21 protein-coding genes are annotated in these 19,262 nt (G+C 40.1%); 13 read left to right on the top strand and 8 right to left on the bottom strand.

The genetic code is table 11. The features are described from left to right. Positions 1 to 7: 7 nt before the first annotated feature. From JFV29_RS27135 to JFV29_RS27075, 13 genes are all read left to right on the top strand, one after another. Positions 8 to 379, top strand: a complete 372-nt coding sequence (locus JFV29_RS27135; protein WP_053348452.1) for a response regulator — start codon at positions 8 to 10, stop codon at positions 377 to 379. A gap of 246 nt (positions 380 to 625) precedes the next feature. Continuing rightward, positions 626 to 1,483: a class II fructose-bisphosphate aldolase gene (locus JFV29_RS27130; RefSeq protein WP_201187504.1), complete on the top strand. Its 858-nt coding sequence runs from the start codon at positions 626 to 628 to the stop codon at positions 1,481 to 1,483. A gap of 177 nt (positions 1,484 to 1,660) precedes the next feature. Beyond that, positions 1,661 to 2,311 carry a fructose-6-phosphate aldolase gene (gene fsa / locus JFV29_RS27125; protein WP_053348454.1) on the top strand — a complete coding sequence of 217 codons (651 nt, stop codon included), beginning with the start codon at positions 1,661 to 1,663 and terminating at the stop codon, positions 2,309 to 2,311. A gap of 211 nt (positions 2,312 to 2,522) precedes the next feature. Further along, positions 2,523 to 3,806, top strand: coding sequence for a UDP-N-acetylglucosamine 1-carboxyvinyltransferase (locus tag JFV29_RS27120; RefSeq protein WP_056524149.1), 1,284 nt, complete (start codon positions 2,523 to 2,525; stop codon positions 3,804 to 3,806). A gap of 98 nt (positions 3,807 to 3,904) precedes the next feature. Beyond that, positions 3,905 to 4,867, top strand: coding sequence for a class II fructose-bisphosphatase (glpX, locus tag JFV29_RS27115; protein ID WP_053348456.1), 963 nt, complete (start codon positions 3,905 to 3,907; stop codon positions 4,865 to 4,867). A 327-nt stretch (positions 4,868 to 5,194) separates the two neighbouring features. Then, positions 5,195 to 6,484, top strand: a complete 1,290-nt coding sequence (rho, locus tag JFV29_RS27110) for a transcription termination factor Rho (RefSeq protein WP_053348457.1) — start codon at positions 5,195 to 5,197, stop codon at positions 6,482 to 6,484. 149 nt (positions 6,485 to 6,633) lie between these two features. Beyond that, positions 6,634 to 6,834: a 50S ribosomal protein L31 gene (gene rpmE / locus JFV29_RS27105; RefSeq protein WP_053348458.1), complete on the top strand. Its 201-nt coding sequence runs from the start codon at positions 6,634 to 6,636 to the stop codon at positions 6,832 to 6,834. Positions 6,835 to 6,973: 139 nt separating this feature from the next. After that, positions 6,974 to 7,579, top strand: coding sequence for a thymidine kinase (locus JFV29_RS27100; protein ID WP_053348459.1), 606 nt, complete (start codon positions 6,974 to 6,976; stop codon positions 7,577 to 7,579). Between the two features lie 836 nt (positions 7,580 to 8,415). Next, positions 8,416 to 10,035 (top strand): ABC transporter substrate-binding protein, encoded by a 1,620-nt coding sequence (locus JFV29_RS27095; protein ID WP_201187502.1) that lies wholly within the window; start codon positions 8,416 to 8,418, stop codon positions 10,033 to 10,035. Positions 10,036 to 10,094: 59 nt separating this feature from the next. Further along, a complete protein-coding gene (locus JFV29_RS27090; RefSeq protein ID WP_201188145.1) occupies positions 10,095 to 11,063 on the top strand; it encodes an ABC transporter permease in 969 nt (322 codons plus the stop codon). Continuing rightward, positions 11,035 to 11,901 (top strand): ABC transporter permease, encoded by an 867-nt coding sequence (locus JFV29_RS27085; RefSeq protein ID WP_201187501.1) that lies wholly within the window; start codon positions 11,035 to 11,037, stop codon positions 11,899 to 11,901. Before JFV29_RS27090 ends, JFV29_RS27085 begins: the two co-directional genes overlap by 29 nt. Positions 11,902 to 11,939: 38 nt before the next feature. Next, positions 11,940 to 12,860 carry an ABC transporter ATP-binding protein gene (locus JFV29_RS27080; RefSeq protein WP_201187499.1) on the top strand — a complete coding sequence of 307 codons (921 nt, stop codon included), beginning with the start codon at positions 11,940 to 11,942 and terminating at the stop codon, positions 12,858 to 12,860. Next, positions 12,850 to 13,455 (top strand): ABC transporter ATP-binding protein, encoded by a 606-nt coding sequence (locus tag JFV29_RS27075; protein ID WP_201187497.1) that lies wholly within the window; start codon positions 12,850 to 12,852, stop codon positions 13,453 to 13,455. Before JFV29_RS27080 ends, JFV29_RS27075 begins: the two co-directional genes overlap by 11 nt. Positions 13,456 to 13,531: 76 nt before the next feature. Here JFV29_RS27075 and JFV29_RS27070 read toward each other — a convergent pair whose 3' ends face one another. From JFV29_RS27070 to JFV29_RS27035, 8 genes are all read right to left on the bottom strand, one after another. Beyond that, complete coding sequence (locus JFV29_RS27070; protein WP_201187495.1) at positions 13,532 to 14,011, bottom strand: hypothetical protein; 480 nt, start codon at positions 14,009 to 14,011, stop codon at positions 13,532 to 13,534. A gap of 269 nt (positions 14,012 to 14,280) precedes the next feature. Then, positions 14,281 to 15,105 carry an urease accessory protein UreD gene (locus JFV29_RS27065; protein WP_098177139.1) on the bottom strand — a complete coding sequence of 275 codons (825 nt, stop codon included), beginning with the start codon at positions 15,103 to 15,105 and terminating at the stop codon, positions 14,281 to 14,283. Position 15,106: 1 nt separating this feature from the next. Continuing rightward, positions 15,107 to 15,718: an urease accessory protein UreG gene (gene ureG, locus JFV29_RS27060; protein ID WP_056524172.1), complete on the bottom strand. Its 612-nt coding sequence runs from the start codon at positions 15,716 to 15,718 to the stop codon at positions 15,107 to 15,109. A 34-nt stretch (positions 15,719 to 15,752) separates the two neighbouring features. Continuing rightward, the gene (locus JFV29_RS27055) at positions 15,753 to 16,439 is read right to left on the bottom strand and encodes an urease accessory protein UreF (RefSeq protein WP_053348467.1); all 687 of its coding nucleotides are present in this window, start codon (positions 16,437 to 16,439) and stop codon (positions 15,753 to 15,755) included. Beyond that, positions 16,432 to 16,887, bottom strand: coding sequence for an urease accessory protein UreE (ureE, locus tag JFV29_RS27050; RefSeq protein WP_053348468.1), 456 nt, complete (start codon positions 16,885 to 16,887; stop codon positions 16,432 to 16,434). The genes JFV29_RS27055 and ureE overlap by 8 nt, the downstream gene beginning before the upstream one ends. Positions 16,888 to 16,898: 11 nt before the next feature. Further along, positions 16,899 to 18,611, bottom strand: coding sequence for an urease subunit alpha (ureC, locus tag JFV29_RS27045; RefSeq protein ID WP_201187493.1), 1,713 nt, complete (start codon positions 18,609 to 18,611; stop codon positions 16,899 to 16,901). Next, positions 18,608 to 18,931, bottom strand: coding sequence for an urease subunit beta (locus tag JFV29_RS27040; protein ID WP_201187491.1), 324 nt, complete (start codon positions 18,929 to 18,931; stop codon positions 18,608 to 18,610). Before JFV29_RS27040 ends, ureC begins: the two co-directional genes overlap by 4 nt. A 17-nt stretch (positions 18,932 to 18,948) precedes the next feature. After that, positions 18,949 to 19,251: an urease subunit gamma gene (locus JFV29_RS27035; RefSeq protein WP_053348471.1), complete on the bottom strand. Its 303-nt coding sequence runs from the start codon at positions 19,249 to 19,251 to the stop codon at positions 18,949 to 18,951. Between the last annotated feature and the right edge of the window lie 11 nt (positions 19,252 to 19,262).

The following is a 19,262-nucleotide window of genomic DNA, read 5'->3' as shown; positions in this document are numbered from 1 at the left end:
TGAAAAAATGTCAGGGAAAATATTAATTGTTGATGATCAATTTGGGATTCGTATTTTATTGAACGAGGTTTTACATAAAGAAGGGTATGATACATTTCAAGCAGCGAATGGCATTCAAGCCTTAGAAGTGCTAAATAATCATTCACCTGATCTTGTATTACTGGATATGAAGATTCCAGGAATGGATGGAATTGAGATTTTGAAGCGGATGAAGGTAGTTGATCCAGACATTCGGGTCATTATTATGACCGCTTATGGTGAACTTGATATGATTCAAGAAGCAAAAGACTTAGGAGCCATGACTCACTTTGCCAAGCCGTTTGACATTGATGATATTAGAAAAGCTGTGCGTGAATACTTGCCAATTCAATCAAGTTAACAGTCTTTATGATTAATATTATTATAAATTAAAGAATGCCACGGCTATCTTTTAAAAGATTGGCCGTGTTTTTTTGGAATAAATTTGAGACTTGATATAGTGAATTTGTTGCTGTTTTTTTCATGTATTGATATGCTAAAAGAGGAGAGATATTCCGATTTATAAGTGTATGTTCCAAAGGTTTTAGGGAATATCTAGATAGAATTAACTTTAAATAATAAACATTCACTAGTAGGAGGAAATCAAATGCCTTTAGTTTCTATGAAAGATATGCTGAATAAAGCTCTTGATGAAAAATATGCAGTAGGTCAATTTAATATTAATAATCTGGAATGGACACAAGCTATTCTAGCTGCTGCAGAAGAAGAAAAATCTCCAGTCATTCTTGGTGTTTCTGAAGGGGCTGCCCGTCATATGGGTGGTTTCAAAACGACAGTTATGATGGTTCAAGGTTTATTGGAAGACATGAAAATCACAGTACCTGTGGCAATTCATCTTGACCATGGTTCAAGCTTTGATAAATGTAAAGAAGCTATCGAGGCAGGATTTACGTCTGTAATGATCGATGCTTCACATCACCCAATTGAAGAAAATATTGAGACGACGAAGAAAGTTGTTGAATATGCTCACGCACGCAATGTTTCCGTTGAGGCAGAAGTGGGCACTGTTGGTGGACAAGAAGACGATATAATCGCTGATGGAGTCGTATATGCAGACCCTCAAGAGTGCGAACAGCTAGTTAAAGAAACGAATGTTGACTGCTTTGCACCAGCATTGGGATCTGTTCATGGTCCATATAAAGGAGAACCTAACCTAGGCTATAAAGAAATGGAAGAGGTACGGGATTTAACACACAAACCTCTAGTACTCCATGGCGGTACAGGTATTCCTACGAAAGATATCCAAAAAGCGATCTCTTTTGGAACATCAAAAATCAATGTGAATACTGAAAATCAGATTGTTTTCACAAAAGCTGTACGTGAGGTTCTAAATAGCAACTCAGAAGTTTACGATCCTCGTAAATTCTTGGGACCTGGCCGTGAAGCGATTAAAGAGACTGTCATCGGAAAGATAAGGGAATTTGGTTCAAACGGTAAAGCGTAATTCTATAGCCATTAGGTTTTATCATTTTTAAATTTAGAATATCCATCGGAGGGGCACTCTTCCCCTTTGATGGTATCTATTTATACGTGCGGCCAAAAATCGCACTTTGTTTTTTGAACAATTAGAATTCAGATGCATATACAGCAAAAAAAAAAGATTACATACGGAGGAAAACTTATGAAATTCTTTATTGATACAGCAAACATGGAAGAAATCAAACAAGCGCACGAACTTGGCGTATTAGCAGGAGTTACGACTAACCCGTCTCTTGTCGCAAGAGAAAAAGGTGTATCTTTCCATGACCGTTTAAAAGAAATTACAAGCCTTGTAAAGGAATCTGTTTCTGCAGAAGTCATTGCGCTTGATTTTGAGGGAATGATGGCTGAAGCTCAAGAACTTATTGCTATTGCCCCTAATATCACCATTAAAGTACCAATGACTCCAGACGGATTGAAGGCTGTTGCGGCTTTAACAAAACAAGGAGTCAAAACAAATGTTACCCTTATTTTTAGTGCCAACCAGGCATTATTAGCTGCTAGGGCAGGAGCAACTTATGTTTCTCCATTTTTAGGACGCTTAGATGATATCGGTCAAAATGGCCTGGATTTAATCTCTGATATTGCTGATATTTTTGCAATTCATGATATCAATGCTGAAATTATCGCAGCTTCAATTCGTCACCCGATGCATATTACAGAAGCTGCTCTTAAAGGAGCCCATATTGCAACGATTCCTTATAAAGTCTTAATGCAATTATTCCATCACCCATTAACAGATAAAGGGATTGAAGCTTTCTTGAAGGATTGGAATTCTCGTACAGAAGCATAATTTACCTTGCCGCTAAGTCGCTATAAATTGCACCGGTAAAATGGAAATAAACAAAATTAGAAATTTTTATCATTTTTTTACATGACTTTTCTATTTTTGTGTAAACTAAGAAACTAGATAGTAAATGTTGTCGGATTATGCAATTTTCTTGTGGTAAAATATTACTTTTTGGAAGTAGCTTCTAAGTGCTTAGCGTGGAAGGGAGTATATTATGGAAAAACTTAAAATTGCCGGTGGCTATCCTCTAAAGGGAAGCATTCGTGTCAGCGGTGCAAAAAATAGTGCGGTCGCCTTGATTCCTGCAACAATTTTAGCAGACTCTCCTGTAACGATAGAAGGCTTGCCTGATATCTCAGATGTAGAGATGCTGAAAGAGTTAATGGAGGAAATTGGCGGCGATGTTGCCTTTAATGATGGAGAAATGACAGTAGACCCCAGCAGGATGATTTCAATGCCTCTGCCTAACGGAAGAGTGAAGAAATTACGTGCCTCTTATTATTTAATGGGCGCGATGCTAGGGAAGTTTAAAAAGGCTGTGATTGGCCTGCCTGGAGGTTGCCATTTAGGTCCTCGACCAATAGATCAGCATATAAAAGGTTTTGAAGCACTTGGCGCACAAGTGACGAATGAACAAGGTGCTATTTACTTAAGGGCAGATGAGCTACGAGGCGCACGTATCTATTTGGATGTCGTGAGCGTCGGGGCAACGATTAATATTATGCTTGCTGCCGTTTTGGCTAAAGGAAGGACAGTTATTGAAAATGCAGCGAAAGAACCGGAGATCATTGATGTTGCCACGTTGTTGACCAATATGGGAGCAAAAATCAAGGGTGCTGGAACGGATATTATCCGTATTGATGGTGTGGACAGTTTGCATGGTTGCAGACATACGATTATACCTGATCGGATAGAAGCTGGAACTTTCATGATTTTAGCCGCAGCAGTCGGCGAAGGCATCTTGATTGATAATGTCATTCCCCAGCATTTAGAGTCGTTAACGGCCAAAATGCGGGAAATGGGCATAAATATAGAGGCTGGTGATGATCAAATCTTTGTTTCTCCAGGTGAGAAATATAAAGCGGTTGATATCAAGACGTTAGTTTACCCTGGGTTTCCAACAGATCTTCAGCAGCCCTTCACGTCTCTTCTAACAAAAGCAAGTGGTTCTAGCATGGTGACCGATACGATTTACGGGGCACGCTTTAAGCACATAGATGAACTGCGGCGCATGAATGCAAAGATTAAAGTCGAAGGCAGAGCCGCAATTATTAATGGTCCGGTTCAACTTCACGGTGCAAAAGTAAAGGCAAGTGATTTACGTGCCGGAGCAGCTTTAGTAATTGCCGGCTTAATGGCAGAAGGGATTACTGAAGTGACCGGGCTTGAGCATATAGATCGTGGATACAGTCATCTTGTAGAGAAACTTTCAGGTTTGGGAGCAACGATTTGGCGTGAAGAAATGACGGAAGAAGAAGTGGAGCAGCTTAAAAGCTGATCCGTTTCTTGCTGCCTCATTGTGTTACATATATAAAGTAATGTGTTATACTAATATATAAATAAAGCATGCTAGTGCACATTGAGGGGGAACCAAGAATGGAAAGAAGTTTATCGATGGAGCTTGTTCGCGTGACAGAGGCGGCGGCGCTATCTTCTGCACGTTGGATGGGAAGAGGAAAGAAAGACGAAGCAGATGATGCAGCAACAACTGCAATGCGGGATGTTTTCAATACAATTCCTATGCAAGGTACAGTTGTAATCGGTGAAGGGGAAATGGATGAAGCTCCAATGCTTTATATTGGTGAGAAGCTTGGTACTGGACTTGGGCCATTAGTGGATGTTGCGGTTGATCCTTTAGAAGGAACGAATATCGTTGCATCAGGAGGTTGGAATGCTTTAGCAGTCTTGGCGATTGCAGATAAAGGGAATCTGCTTCATGCTCCGGATATGTATATGGACAAAATAGCAGTTGGTCCTGAGGCAGTTGGACAGATTGATATCAATGCATCAGTACTGGACAACCTGAAAGCGGTAGCCAAAGCAAAAAATAAAGATATTCAAGACGTAGTCGCAACGGTATTAAACCGCGATCGTCATTCGAAGATCATTCATGAACTTCGTGAGGCAGGTGCCCGGATTAAGTTAATCAACGATGGAGATGTTGCTGGTGCCATTAATACGGCATTCGACTTAACTGGTGTTGACATATTATTCGGATCAGGCGGAGCTCCAGAGGGAGTTATTGCAGCTGTGGCTTTGAAATGCCTCGGAGGAGAAATTCAAGGTAAGCTTCTTCCTCAAAGTGAAGAAGAAGTGGCTCGCTGTGGGAAAATGGGTCTTGAGTTAGGGAAAGTCTTGAGAATGGAAGATCTGGTTCGCGGAGATGATGCAATTTTTGCTGCAACAGGTGTGACGGATGGAGAACTTTTACGTGGTGTTCAATTTAAAGGCCATTACGGTGAAACACAATCCGTAGTCATGCGTGCTAAATCAGGTACCGTTCGTTTCATTGATGGAAGACATAGTCTAAAAATTAAACCGAATGGCTTAATTGACTGAGACTATTTTCATAAAAAATTACCGAGAGAAAGCGAGCGGTTTCATCGCTCGCTTTCTCTATAAAAAAATTTAAGTTGAATAATTAAAATAAAAAAAGTAAAATAAAGCTTGGTCTACTAATAATTGATTTGAATATATATAATCTGCCCTTTCACTCCAAACTTCAAGAAGCCTTCAAATAATTTTCTTCTTTACATGTAAAAATGTATCATCCTTTCTAAGAAAACTCTGGTCGGGTACATGGATTGCGGTTTTTCTTCCATTTAACAAACCATTTCTTTTTCAGTATGGGTGAAAACGTTTAATTAATAAAAGTGTGGTGTCATAATGAATTTAACTATTTCCAATTTAGAAAACATGAAACTAAAGGACCTCTATGAGCACGCGCGTGAATATAAAGTTTCCTATTACAGCAAACTGTCAAAAAAGGAACTTATTTTCGCAATCTTAAAGGCACAAGCTGAGCAAGATGGTCTTCTGTTCATGGAAGGCGTTTTAGAGATTATCCCTTCAGAGGGCTTTGGTTTCTTACGTCCAATTAACTATTCTCCAAGCTCGGAGGATATCTATATTTCTGCTTCGCAGATCCGCAGATTTGATTTGCGTAACGGTGATAAGGTTTCCGGTAAGGTTAGGCCGCCAAAAGAAAACGAGCGTTATTATGGATTGCTGCATGTTGAAGCTGTCAATGGAGATAACCCAGAGTCCGCTAAAGAGCGTGTTCATTTCCCAGGCTTAACACCGCTGTATCCAAACAGACAAATTAAACTGGAAACAACACCGAAGAATTTATCAACGAGAATTATGGATGTCTTAGCACCTGTTGGTTTTGGACAGCGTGGTTTGATTGTTGCACCGCCAAAGGCTGGTAAAACGATGTTAATCAAAGAAATTGCTAATGCCATAACCACGAATCATCCGGAATCGGAATTGATTGTATTGCTTATTGATGAACGTCCGGAAGAAGTAACAGACATTGAACGTTCCGTGGCTGGGGACGTGGTTAGTTCGACGTTCGATGAAGTGCCGGAGAACCATATCAAAGTGGCAGAACTAGTGTTAGAACGGGCAATGCGCCTAGTTGAACATAAACGTGATGTTATTATTTTAATGGACAGTATTACTCGTCTGGCACGTGCATACAACCTTGTCATTCCGCCAAGCGGTCGTACACTATCCGGAGGGATTGACCCGGCTGCATTTCACCGGCCAAAACGTTTTTTCGGTGCAGCTAGAAATATCGAAGAGGGTGGTAGCTTGACGATTCTTGCTACAGCTTTGGTAGATACAGGTTCCCGAATGGACGACGTCATTTATGAAGAGTTTAAAGGTACAGGTAATATGGAGCTTCATTTAGATCGGGCCCTTGCAGAAAGACGTATTTTCCCAGCGATTGATATTCGTCGCTCTGGTACTCGTAAAGAAGAACTGTTAATTCCGAAAGATCGTTTGGATAAACTTTGGGCAATTCGGAAAACAATGTCTGATTCACCTGATTTTGCCGAAAAATTCCTTCGCCGTTTAAAACAGACAAAAGGAAATGAAGAATTTTTCAGTAAGTTGGATGAAGAGATGTTAGAAATGAAAAAGGGACCAGCAAACGCAAAACGTTCGTAAACAGGGAAAGAAACAAACTGTTGCACAACTACTCTTAAGTTGCTATAATGAGTTCATGTGTTTTTACAATAAATGTGAGGGTACTTTTCCCACACCTTGAAGTATATAACTCTGTTTCGAATGATTCAGGGCAGAAGGAGCTGAAAAGAATGAAAACTGGAATTCATCCAAATTATAAACTTTCAAAAGTATCTTGCTCTTGCGGAAACACTTTTGAAACTGGTTCAGTTAAAGAAGAGATCAAAGTTGAGACTTGTTCAGAATGCCACCCATTCTATACTGGTCGTCAAAAATTCGCTGAAGCTGGCGGACGTGTTGATCGTTTCAACAAAAAATACGGTATTAAATAAGCCGGACTTTTCAAAAAAACAGGCAAGTATTTTTCTTGCCTGTTTTTTCTTTTCTGTAAACAAGTTTGAATTTATATAAAGCCGGGTCTAATTCCATTATGGCCAAGGGATTGACAGGTGGAAGGGAGTAGCTGTTTCCATGTATGTAATGAAACAAACAGGCTGGATCGAGCTTATTTGCGGAAGCATGTTTTCAGGTAAATCTGAGGAATTGATTAAACGAGTCAGCCGTGCTCAATTTGCTAAAGAGCAAATAGCTGTTTTTAAACCTGCTATAGATAATCGCTATGCGGAAGAGGCTGTCGTATCACACAATGGGTCCTCTGTGATGGCAAAACCTATTGCCCATTCAACAGATATTTTTAAGTATTTAGACAAGCCCTTAGATATCATTGCAATAGATGAAGTGCAATTTTTTGATCATGAAATTGTCGGGGTTGCCCAGCATCTTGCGGACAGCGGTTATCGAGTGATTATGGCAGGACTCGATCAAGATTTCAGAGGTGAACCATTCGGTCCTATGCCTGCTTTATTGTCGCTAGCGGAATCAGTAACAAAGCTACAGGCTGTGTGTGAAGTGTGCGGATCACCTGCGAGCAGGACACAACGATTGATTAATGGTGCACCGGCCTCCTATGATGAGCCGATCATCCTTGTAGGCGCATCGGAATCATACGAGCCCCGTTGCCGCCATCACCACGAAGTCCCAGGCAAGCAGACGGCAGGGATTAAAGAACATATTTAAATCATGGTGCCTTAAGATCCAAAGAGATCTTAGGGCACTTTTATTAATTACAGAAGTTCAGCTAAAAAAGAGCCTAAGGGAAAACTGCTATTACCTTGAGTGTTAGAGTGGCAAAACCTTGTGTTTTATTGATATCAAATTCAAGAGGGTATCCTTTGTTGTTACTTATTTAGCCCTGTGTGTCCCTTTCATGGATCAATCATTAGACCTGTATAAGTCTCTTCATTTTTCTATTCCCCCTCTCGCCTACTCAAAACTATTCAGTCCTATACGTTACCGCATTCAATTGCTTTTAAATTCTTGATTTAGAGTCTTATCAAACTTGATTTTATGCTAATAATAGAGTTGTTTAATTATAGAAAAAATCGTATACTTGACACAAAAGTCGTTTACTATTGTTGTTGTTGTATGGAAAAAATTCTTTTCTAATATCTCTTGCAAAGTGAGTCCTTCAGTAGATAATAAAGCTGTTTATTATCAAATAAACTATTTAGATAAGGGATAGACGAGAATAGACACCGAATCAGCAGGTGCCTATTCTCGTCTTATGCTATTTTATGTAGTTTAGTTTCCACAATTTTTATTCCGCGAAATTGTTTATCTTCATCGTAGTCATGATTTGTAATACCTCCTGTAACAACACCTGCCAGAAAGATGCTATGGACATTTGCCTTATACGTATCTGAATTAATTGAATAATGTATTTTTTGTGTACCAATTAGTTGTTTATTCCTGTAAATCGGGTGAGGTATGCACCCGTGAAATTCACCTAATTTTACAGGCGGGTTAAGTATTTAACCTTTATTAGAAAGATATTAATTTATGGGGTGTGACAAATGAAAAAGAAATTGTTTGGAATTATAGTATTAGCTACATTAGTTTCATCTTTTATGTTAGGGGGTTGTAATCAACAACTCGATCAATCTGGTGATGCAAATGGTGAGGGTATTCAGAAGAAAAAGGACGAACTTGTGATGGCTTTTGGATCTGAGCCTGAAGCAGGTTTTGATCCAACGACTGGATGGGGACGTTATGGTTCACCGCTATTCCAGAGTACTCTACTAAAAAGAGATAACAAGTTAAACATTGTAAATGATATTGCAACCAGTTATAAAGTCAATGAAGATGGCAAGGTTTGGACTGTAATCTTGCGTAAGGATGTGAAATTTTCAGACGGTCAACCATTAACCGCTGATGATGTAGTCTTTACATTTGAAACAGCTACTAAAAATGGGTCAGTTGTTGATCTTAATGGTATGGATAAAGTAGAGGCAATGGATGATTACACAGTAAAATTCACATTAAAAGAACCTCAATCAACATTTGTTAATTCTTTAGTAGGAACGGGAATTGTCCCAAAACATGCATATGGAGCAGACTATGCTGAAAACCCTATAGGTTCAGGGCCTTATCAGCTCGTTCAATGGGACAAGGGGCAACAGCTTATTATAAAGGCTAATCCTGAATACTATGACAAAAAGTCGTATTTTAAAAAGATAACCTTTTTATTCTTAAACGAGGATGCGTCATTTGCTGCTGCACAAGCGGGAAAGGTTGATCTTGCCTATATACCAGCTGCGTTTAGTAACCAGGAAGTACCTGGAATGAGACTGGAATCAGTAAAAACCGTAGATAATCGGGGAATCGTCTTCCCATTTATAAAGTCAGGGGATTTTACTGAAGATGGTTTACCAATTGGTAACGATGTAACAGCCGATCCAGCTATTCGTCATGCGATAAATATTGGAGTAGACCGAAAAGCACTTGTGGATGGAGTCTTAGAAGGACGCGGGACTCCAGCCTATACTTCAGTGGATGGCCTTCCTTGGTGGAACCCAGATACAGTCATTAAAGATGCTGATTTGGACGGTGCGCGAAAACTTTTGAAAGAAGCCGGGTGGAAGGATACAGATGGAGATGGGATTCTTGAGAAAGACTCTTTGAAAGCGGAGTTCACTCTTTATTACTTAGCGAGTGATGCAATAAGACAATCTCTTGCCATTTCTGTGGCCGATATGATCGAGCCACTAGGAATTCATATTAAATTAGAAGGTGGAAGCTGGGATATTATTGAAAAGAAAATGTATTCGAATGCTGTCCTTTTAGGTTGGGGAAGCCATGACCCTCATGAGATGTATAACATTTATAGTAGTGAATTTGCAGGGGTAGACTATTATAATACTGGTTTTTATCAAAACAAAACGGTAGATGATTATTTTGAAAAGGCTCTTCGCGCTACAAGTGAAACAGAAGCAATTGAGTTTTGGAAAAAAGCGCAATGGGATGGAACAACAGGTTTAAGTGCGAATGGCGACGCTCCATGGGCCTGGTTAGTGAATATTGATCATTTATATTTAGTGAAAGATGGACTTGATATCGGAGAACAAAGAATCCATGTTCATGGTCATGGTTGGCCTGCAACAGATAATATAGTTGAATGGAAATGGACTAAGTAACTGTGCGTAAATATATAGGTGGAAAGCTTGGATTATTTTTATTGTTGAAAGGTTTAAGAATGGTCACATTATTATTTGCCATTTGTTTAATTTCTTTTCTATTAATAAAAAACTCTCCGATTGATCCAATTCAAGCCTACATCGGTGCAGATATGTTGAAGGTAGGACCTGAGCAACGGGAGAAGATAGCTGAATATTGGGGAGTTGACCAACCAGTTATGGTGCAGTTCTTGAATTGGGGCTCTGCTTTGCTAACAGGTGATTTAGGAACTTCAATGATATTTCGCCGCCCGGTAATTGACATAATTGGTGAACGATTCTTAAATTCCCTAGCGCTCATGATATCAGCTTGGGTATTATCAGGTATGATTGGATTTGCCATGGGTGTTGTAGCGGCAATGAAAAAGGGGACTTGGGTTGATCGAATAATAAAATGGTACTGTTTCACACTAGCTTCAACTCCTACCTTCTGGATGGGGCTCCTTATTCTTATCGTTTTTGCCGTTTGGCTAAAATGGTTTCCAATTGGAATGGGGGTTCCAGCTGGGGTCCTTGCGGAAAATGTCACAATGGTGGATCGAATCAATCATCTTATTCTGCCAGCGATCACACTTAGTATAGTTGGGGTCGCTAATGTGGCACTACATACGCGCCAGAAGCTGATTGATGTTCTTGCTAGTGATTATGTCTTATTCGCTAGGGCGAGAGGTGAACAAGGTTTTGTCTTGTTTTGGAGACATGGATTACGTAATGTTGCTTTGCCAGCGATTACCTTGCAATTTGCGGCTTTTAGTGAATTGTTTGGTGGAGCAGTGCTGGCTGAGCAAGTTTTTTCATATCCCGGTTTAGGACAGGCTACGGTAGAAGCGGGGCTAAGGGGAGACGTTCCCCTTTTATTGGGATTAGTTATATTTAGTACAATATTTGTTTTTGTAGGAAATTTACTGGCTGATTTGAGCTATCGTTTATTAGATCCGAGAATGAGGGAGGGGAGAAGATATGATTTCAAGCCTCAAATTAAAAAATAAAGATAATCATAAACAACTTCCTTCGAATCGAAAGCAGCGGACGCTTTTTATAATCCTAATTTCAATTATTTTTTTAGTAATTGTTATATTAGGAGGTGTTTTAATTGATGAGGGGAGAATTGTAACAAATCTTAATGATCGAAATGCTCCTCCATCCCTAGACCATCTCTTTGGTACCGATTGGTTAGGTAGAGATATGTTTACAAGAACGGTAATGGGACTTTCTTTAAGTATAGGAGTTGGATTGATTGGAGCAATTGGAAGTGCGTCAATTGCTCTTTTCTTGGGTATGGCAGCAGCAACAATGGGGAAAATGGCAGATCGTCTTATTTCATGGCTCATCGACCTTTTTCTGAGTGTACCACATCTCGTAACTCTTATTCTTATCGCTTTTACATTAGGGGGAGGATTTAAAGGAATTGTAATTGGATTAACTTTAACACATTGGCCAAGTCTTGCTCGAGTCATCAGGGCAGAGGTTATGCAAGTCCGTTCAGCGGAATATGTTCAGGTTTCACAGAAAATGGGGAAATCCCAATGGTGGATTGCTTTGCATCATATTCTTCCACATATAGCTCCACAACTCTTAATTGGTTTTATGTTACTGTTTCCTCATGTTATTTTACATGAGGCGGCAGTTACATTTTTAGGTTTAGGATTGTCGCCTCACGAGCCGGCAATTGGAATTATTCTATCAGAATCGATGAAGTACTTATCTTCAGGTATGTGGTGGCTTGCCTTTTTTCCAGGGCTTTGTTTGCTGATTATCGTTAGAACGTTTGATCAGATTGGAGAGAATATCCGGATGCTCATAGATCCTAATAGGGCTCAAGATTAATCAGATATGCTACGTTCAATATTAAGAGGAGTTAACAAATGCCTATTCTTGAAGTGGAAAATTTATCAGTATCTTTTAAGCAATATACTGGACTTAAACAGAAAACTCATAAAGTTATATCAAGTTTAAATGTTACTCTTGAGGCAGGTGAGATTCTTGCTGTTGTTGGAGCGAGTGGATCGGGAAAAAGTCTGCTCGCACATGCCATTCTAGGAATATTGCCGAGAAATGCAAGTATAAGTGGAGTAATTAAATATGCGGGGGAGGAACTCACCCCTGATCGGCAAACTGTATTAAGAGGTAAGGAAATTGCTCTTGTACCACAATCGGTAAACTTTCTAGACCCACTCATGCGTGTTGGAAGTCAAGTCCGTACTTCTGTAAAAAATGGGGATGCTGTATCGGTTCAACGAGAGGTTTTTGAGCGCTATCACTTAAGGCAAGAGGTTGAGAAAATGTATCCATTTCAACTTTCTGGAGGTATGGCCAGGAGGACGCTTCTATCCACTGCAATGGTAAGCGGAGCAAAGGTGATTATTGCGGATGAGCCTACTCCAGGGCTCGACCCCGATGTAATAAAGGAAGCGCTAAATAATTTTAGAGAGGTTGCCGACAATGGTTGTGCGGTGATGCTGATAACTCATGATATTGAATCGGCCCTTAATATTGCAGATAAAATTGCCGTATTTTATGCAGGAACTACAGTAGAGGTAGCTCCAGTGGAGAACTTTAAAAGTCACGGTGAGGAAATACGGCATCCTTATAGTAAGGCTTTGTGGAGAGCATTACCTCAAAATGATTTTATTCCAATTCCAGGTTCGCAACCTCATCCAAGTTCATTACCAGCGGGATGTTTGTTTGCACCACGTTGCGAAATGGCAACACCTGAATGCAGGCAAGTACAACCTGAAATGCGAAAACTTAGGGGGGGAATGGTGAGGTGTATTCATGCAACTTGAAGCAAAAGACATCGGATTTCGATATGGAAATGGACCATGGCTGTTTCAAGGAGTCAATTTAACGCTAGAGCCAGGAGAAATCGTTGGCATCACTGGTCCAAGTGGATGTGGGAAAACAACTTTTTGCCGGATTTTAGCGGGTTTTGAGACACCAATTGAGGGAACTGTGACCTTTAATAGTGCTCCATTACCAAAGAAAGGATATCATCCTGTTCAATTGATCTTTCAGCATCCAGAAAAAGCGATTAATCCACGATGGAAGATGCACAAGATTCTTAATGAAGGATGGAAACCCAATAAAGAGGTGTTAGAATTACTGGGAATTGATCGGGAGTGGCTAGAACGATGGCCTAACGAACTATCGGGAGGAGAGCTACAACGATTTTGTGTTGCCCGTGCATTAGGACCCAATACTCGATTTCTAATTGCAGACGAAATGACAACAATGCTTGATGCAATCACACAAGCTCAAATCTGGCATGCGGTCATTGAAATTGCTAAAAAGAGAAAGATGGGAATAGTAGTTGTAACTCATGAATCTAAGCTTATGCAAAGACTTTGTCAACGTGTGATTGATTTTAATGATTTTAGTTGAGATAAAGAAATTAATTGAATGACATTCGAAAAGGAGATCTCTTTAACAGAGACCTCCTTTCTTATATTATCTATTTCTAATCATTCTCTTTACTATTATTTTCGTGTTCCGCTACTTTTTCATGGATTTCTGATTCAATTGCCTCAACCAGATCCTCTTCAAGCTTTTGCTTTGGCTGAGGATGGAACCATTGAATTTCTCCTTCATGAACAAAGCCTTTGAATTCCTCTCCCTGCACTTGCAAAGAAAATTGTCTGCGTTCATGTACCCGGTCTTCAAATGCTGGTTTTAATTCAAGGTCTTTAATCTCTTTTGAAATTCCATAGTGTCGCATTAATGAATGTATGGTAGTTTCAATAATGTCCACTTTACTTCCACCAATCATTTGTTTTGGGTGAGGGTGGAGCCAATGAATTTCATCCTCATGAAAATGCCCCTTGAATTCCTCTCCTTGGACCTTAAAAGTGAATGCGTGTCGCTCGTGAACACGGTTCTCAAACACTGTTTCTACCTCAAAATCTTCAAGTTCGGGTTTTGTATTCTTATCTTCAGGCATACTGTATCCCCTCTCACGAAAGTTTCTACTTAAATATTTTTCCTAGATTATCGTAAATATTGAGTTACAAGATCGGTAAAATACCGGAGTAATCTATTAATTGCCTATTATATAGGTCTTTATTTAAGACTGTCATTTAAAGGGCGCAGTTCATGGGAAATCGGTCTTTAATAGCACAGTGTAATGTGAATTTAGGAACTCAAAATAAATACAATATACAATGGCTCATCTGGCTGTGCCTTTTAAAGGAGCAGCCTCCGATGAATGTATTAATATTTCCGTAAAAAGCTTGGTGTACGATTATTCCACTTCTCGCTGAGGATCTTTTGGCACTGATCCAATATTCGTTCAATGACTTGGGTAGAGTTGGCTAGGATTCGTATGCTAAAGCCTGGCACGGCTAGCTTTGAAATTCCAAATTTAAAACTCGATTCTTCTATTTGAATCACTTCATACAATTCATCGAGAAGAGAATTATTGGTATATTCGCTGACCGCAATCATAGAGCCTAGGTGAGTATAGCCTTCCATGAAACCTAGACCCGAAAGTGTTTGTTGTTCTGGCATTAATTTGATATGGTCAAACACACCAAGTTTACCATTCAGATAAACCTCAGTAACTAATTGAATGGTATTATAGCTAAACTTTTTACCCTCCGGGGACCAGCCAGGTGTGAGAATATCTGTGTAAATAAACGTTGCTCCACTTTCCATATGAACTACATTTTTTTGCTTGTAATGAGCATTTTCATAAGCAATTAGCGGATCTGGAAGGTATTCTAAATAACTGCCTTTTTGCAAGTGAATTTGGGTTTCCTGATAGGCATAGCCTTTCGGCGTTTTATATACTTTTGTCGCAGATTGGGTAGTTAAAGTAACTTTAGAGCCTTCATCGGCTGATATCTCCATCTTGTATCGATCGCCGTCTAAATAGCCGCCGCCGGGATTTAGAAGGTAATAGCAGACCTGACCTGAATCATCAAAGTAAATCGGTCGCATAACTTTGAGTGCACCTTGAAAATACACCCTTTTTGCGACGGTTTTCCCTTTCCGTTCTTCTAGGTCCAGAGATAAAGTGCCAGTCCAATCTGTCATATTAATCTAAACCTTTTAATAAAGCATGCTGCTTAATCCAGTCGATTACTTCAGGAAGGCCATCATCATTTTTTAAATTGGTAAAAACGAATGGTTTGTCACCACGGAATACTTTAGTGTCCTTTGCCATTACTTCAAGGCTGGCACCGACATATGGAGCAAGGTCCGTTTTATTAATGATGAACAAATCAGATTTAATCATACCTTGTCCGCCTTTGCGGGGGATTTTTTCCCCTTGGGCAACATCAATAATATAAATAGAAAAGTCAACTAGTTCGGGGCTGAAAGTAGCTGCAAGATTGTCTCCGCCACTTTCAACAAAAATAAGTTCAACGTCCGGGTGACGCTCGATTAACTCATCGATAGCAGCGAAGTTCATGGAAGCATCTTCGCGAATGGCGGTGTGAGGACAGCCGCCCGTTTCTACACCAATGATCCGATCCTCTGGAAGAACACCATTTTGTATTAAAAATTTAGCGTCTTCTTTTGTGTAAATATCGTTTGTGACAACTGCCATTTTTATTTCATTTTCGAGATGGCGTGTCAATTTTTCTACAAGCATTGTTTTACCTGCTCCAACAGGTCCTCCAACACCGATTCTTATTGGTTCCATTAAAACACTCCCTTTACTGATTCTTTCAAAAAAATTAAGACATAAATATTCGAATGTTAACGCGTTCATGTTTCATTTGAGACAGTTCAATACCAGGAGAAACGATGCCAAAATCATCTTTCGTTAGTTGCAGAATTCTTTCCACAGCCTGTGTTAATTCTGGTATAAAATTGTGAGTAATTGTTTGGCCTGCTGTTTGTCCAAGAGGAATGGCTCGTACCGCATTTTGAACTTGGCTGGAAATAGCAGAATACAAATAGTAGAGGATGGTGTCTGGTTTTGTTACCCCAAGCCCATGTGCTACCATCGAAAATACAATAGCGGGATGGCCGAATGAACTCTTTCTCTTAATTTCCGCTCTATATTGTGAGAGGATTGGCATACCGTATAGCGATTCTGTGAGTTTTAGCATTCGATCCCCAATCATTTGTGTTCCTTCCCGCGTTTCCCTCGGCAAGTTTTGGACAGTTAATAGGCGATCTAGGTTCCATATTTCTTGAATATCCTCATCCATAAGGGCTTCGTAAACGAGACGAGAGGCAAGCCCATCTGAGTAGATGAGCTGCTCATGTAAATACACTTTAAGCCACTGGAAAAATGTCTCCTGGTCCTTAACTTGATCTTCTTGTATATAACTCTCCAGGCCGAAAGAATGGCTGAAAGCGCCGGTAGGTAAATTAGAGTCGCATAGCTGAAACAAAGAGAGAATATTGTTATTCATGACTGTGGCCTATATGACGGAACGCTTGTTTCACTTTTCGTTCTTCCCGTTTAAAAGGAATTCCGAGTTCTTGAAGTAATTCCTCAACCAAATAGTCATATTGGACCAACATATCATCTTCTTCAAATTGAGCAGGGAGGTGACGGTTGCCAAGTTGATGGGCGATTGTCCCCATTTCTTTTATGCTTCGAGGGGAGATAACAAGTAAATCATCTGATAGCACATCTATGACGATCATATTTTTATCATCCATGTATAATACATCTCCAGCTAAAAGGTCTCGATGCTCTTTTAAGCGAATACCAAGCTCATTGCCGTGATCCGTTTTGACCCGTTGAATTCGCTTCATTAAATGTGCGCTTTCCAAGTACACTTTTTCTATATGACGCTTTTTAATTTCGTTTGTATCCATTTTTTCTAAGTTAGTGACAACTTTTTCTATAATCAATACTTTTCACCTCAGAATAGGAAATATCGCTGACCCATTGGCACCGTATCAACCGGCTCGCATGTCAGGAGTTCTCCATTTACTTTTACTTCATATGTTTGCGGATCAACTGTAATATCAGGTGTTTCAGCATTTAATTTCATATCTTTCTTAGTTAGAGTCCGAATTCCGCCAACAGGTAGAATCATTTTATGTAGTCCAAGTTTTTCATGAACACCATCATCGTAGGCTGCTTGAGAAATGAAAGTAACCGAACTTTTTGCTAAGGCCTTTCCAAACTGAGCGTACATTGGACGATAAATATACGGCTGTGGTGTCGGGATAGATGCATTGGCATCACCCATTAACCCAGTAACCGCAAGGCCGTTTTTAAGCACCATTTCTGGCTTCACGCCAAAAAACTTTGGAGACCAGAGGACTAAATCTGCCAATTTTCCAACTTCAATAGAACCAACATGCTCTGAAATCCCATGTGTAATGGCTGGATTAATAGTATATTTGGCGATATAGCGCTTAGCCCGGTTGTTGTCGGCATATTTGCTATCTCCAAACAGGATGCCTCTTTGTTTTTTCATTTTGTCTGCTACTTGCCATGTGCGTAGAACGACTTCTCCTACCCGGCCCATTGCTTGGGCATCAGAGCTTACCATGCTAAATACGCCCATGTCGTGAAGGATATCTTCTGCTGCAATTGTTTCCCTTCTTATTCTAGAATCTGCAAAAGCGATGTCTTCTGGAACAGAAGGATTTAAATGATGGCAAACCATGACCATATCAAGGTGTTCGTCGATAGTATTAACGGTATAAGGGAGGGTGGGATTCGTTGATGAAGGCAGAATGTTATGGTAACCTGCTGATTTGATTAAATCAGGTGCATGGCCACCGCCTGCGCCTTCAGTATGGTACATGTGAAGAACTCGGTCTTTTACTGCGGCCATGGTATTTTCCATAAATCCGCTTTCATTTAATGTATCTGCGTGCAGGGCAACTTGAATGTCATATTCGTCTGCTACCTGTAGTGCGTAGTCAAGGGATGAACCAGTAGCTCCCCAGTCTTCATGAACTTTTAATCCGATAACTCCAGCTCTAACTTGCTCGGTTAAGGGTTCAATGGAAGCAGCATGTCCTTTACCTGTAAATCCAATATTTATTGGGAGGCCTTCAGCAGCTTCAAGCATGCGGTGAATATTCCATTCACCCGGAGTAACCGTAGTTGCCTTAGATCCAGCTGCAGGACCTGTACCGCCCCCGATTAATGTTGTTGTTCCAGATGTTAGTGCTACCTGTACTTGTTCCGGATTAATAAAATGAACGTGGGTATCGATGGCACCAGCTGTCACAATCAAACCTTCACCGGCGATTATTTCTGTAGATGCGCCAATAATAATATCCACATTGTCCATAACGAGTGGATTTCCGCTTTTACCAATTCCAGAAATTTTACCATCTCGAATGGCTAGGTCTGCTTTACAAATTCCTGTATAATCTAAAATTACTACGTTCGTTATAACGGTATCTGCCACACCGTCTTTACGAGTTGCAAGGGGGTGCTGGCCCATGCCGTCCCGAATGACTTTTCCGCCGCCAAAGACAACTTCTTCTCCGTATGAAGTGTAATCTTTTTCAATTTGAATAAACAAATCTGTGTCAGCAAGGCGGATAGAGTCACCAGTAGTTGGTCCGTACATTTCAGCATATTGTTTTCGGGACATTTTAAAACTCATGATTCATCCTCACTCTCTAATTTGCCGTCTACTTTATTATTGAACCCGTATATACGCCGTTCTCCTGCAAAATTTATAAGCTGTATTTCTTTTTCATCCCCGGGTTCAAAACGAACAGCCGCTCCAGCAGGGACATTTAATCGCTTTCCGTAAGCTTTCTTCCTATTAAATTGGAGTGCTTCATTTACTTCGTAGAAATGAAAATGTGATCCGACCTGAATAGGGCGGTCGCCGGCGTTAGTAACAGAAATGGTGAATACTTCTCTTCCTTCATTACAAATAATCTCTTCTTCTTTTAAAATATATTCTCCTGGCAACATATAGCTATCCCTCCTATTTATCGTATCGGGCTGTGGACAGTCACCAATTTCGTTCCATCTGGAAAAGTTGCTTCAACCTGAATATCATCTATCATTTCAGGTATTCCTTCCATGACATCTTCTTGTGTCAAAATGGAAGCCCCATACTCCATAAGTTGGGCTACAGTTTTCCCGTCTCTTGCCCCTTCCATTACCTCATAAGTGATGAGGGCGACAGCCTCCGGATGGTTTAACTTTAATCCTCTGTCTTTTCGGCGCTTAGCAAGATCCGCTGCCACCACTATCATAAGCTTGTCGATTTCCCGCGGCAATAAATGCATAGTTGAATCCT

The organism is Peribacillus sp. TH16, from assembly GCF_016651095.1.
Taxonomy (GTDB): domain Bacteria; phylum Bacillota; class Bacilli; order Bacillales; family DSM-1321; genus Peribacillus; species Peribacillus butanolivorans.
The sequence above is the reverse complement of the archived record's forward strand: the minus strand, read 5'-3'. Positions and strand labels throughout refer to the sequence as shown.

What these genes read in the sequence shown, in the direction of transcription:
- JFV29_RS27135 (WP_053348452.1), top strand. Translation starts at nt 8, where the DNA reads ATGTCAGGGAAAATATTAATTGTTGATGATCAATTTGGGATTCGTATT.
- JFV29_RS27130 (WP_201187504.1), top strand. Translation starts at nt 626, where the DNA reads ATGCCTTTAGTTTCTATGAAAGATATGCTGAATAAAGCTCTTGATGAA.
- fsa (WP_053348454.1), top strand. Translation starts at nt 1,661, where the DNA reads ATGAAATTCTTTATTGATACAGCAAACATGGAAGAAATCAAACAAGCG.
- JFV29_RS27120 (WP_056524149.1), top strand. Translation starts at nt 2,523, where the DNA reads ATGGAAAAACTTAAAATTGCCGGTGGCTATCCTCTAAAGGGAAGCATT.
- glpX (WP_053348456.1), top strand. Translation starts at nt 3,905, where the DNA reads ATGGAAAGAAGTTTATCGATGGAGCTTGTTCGCGTGACAGAGGCGGCG.
- rho (WP_053348457.1), top strand. Translation starts at nt 5,195, where the DNA reads ATGAATTTAACTATTTCCAATTTAGAAAACATGAAACTAAAGGACCTC.
- rpmE (WP_053348458.1), top strand. Translation starts at nt 6,634, where the DNA reads ATGAAAACTGGAATTCATCCAAATTATAAACTTTCAAAAGTATCTTGC.
- JFV29_RS27100 (WP_053348459.1), top strand. Translation starts at nt 6,974, where the DNA reads ATGTATGTAATGAAACAAACAGGCTGGATCGAGCTTATTTGCGGAAGC.
- JFV29_RS27095 (WP_201187502.1), top strand. Translation starts at nt 8,416, where the DNA reads ATGAAAAAGAAATTGTTTGGAATTATAGTATTAGCTACATTAGTTTCA.
- JFV29_RS27090 (WP_201188145.1), top strand. Translation starts at nt 10,095, where the DNA reads ATGGTCACATTATTATTTGCCATTTGTTTAATTTCTTTTCTATTAATA.
- JFV29_RS27085 (WP_201187501.1), top strand. Translation starts at nt 11,035, where the DNA reads ATGATTTCAAGCCTCAAATTAAAAAATAAAGATAATCATAAACAACTT.
- JFV29_RS27080 (WP_201187499.1), top strand. Translation starts at nt 11,940, where the DNA reads ATGCCTATTCTTGAAGTGGAAAATTTATCAGTATCTTTTAAGCAATAT.
- JFV29_RS27075 (WP_201187497.1), top strand. Translation starts at nt 12,850, where the DNA reads ATGCAACTTGAAGCAAAAGACATCGGATTTCGATATGGAAATGGACCA.
- JFV29_RS27070 (WP_201187495.1), bottom strand. Translation starts at nt 14,011, where the DNA reads ATGCCTGAAGATAAGAATACAAAACCCGAACTTGAAGATTTTGAGGTA.
- JFV29_RS27065 (WP_098177139.1), bottom strand. Translation starts at nt 15,105, where the DNA reads ATGACAGATTGGACTGGCACTTTATCTCTGGACCTAGAAGAACGGAAA.
- ureG (WP_056524172.1), bottom strand. Translation starts at nt 15,718, where the DNA reads ATGGAACCAATAAGAATCGGTGTTGGAGGACCTGTTGGAGCAGGTAAA.
- JFV29_RS27055 (WP_053348467.1), bottom strand. Translation starts at nt 16,439, where the DNA reads ATGAATAACAATATTCTCTCTTTGTTTCAGCTATGCGACTCTAATTTA.
- ureC (WP_201187493.1), bottom strand. Translation starts at nt 18,611, where the DNA reads ATGAGTTTTAAAATGTCCCGAAAACAATATGCTGAAATGTACGGACCA.
- JFV29_RS27040 (WP_201187491.1), bottom strand. Translation starts at nt 18,931, where the DNA reads ATGTTGCCAGGAGAATATATTTTAAAAGAAGAAGAGATTATTTGTAAT.
- JFV29_RS27035 (WP_053348471.1), bottom strand. Translation starts at nt 19,251, where the DNA reads ATGCATTTATTGCCGCGGGAAATCGACAAGCTTATGATAGTGGTGGCA.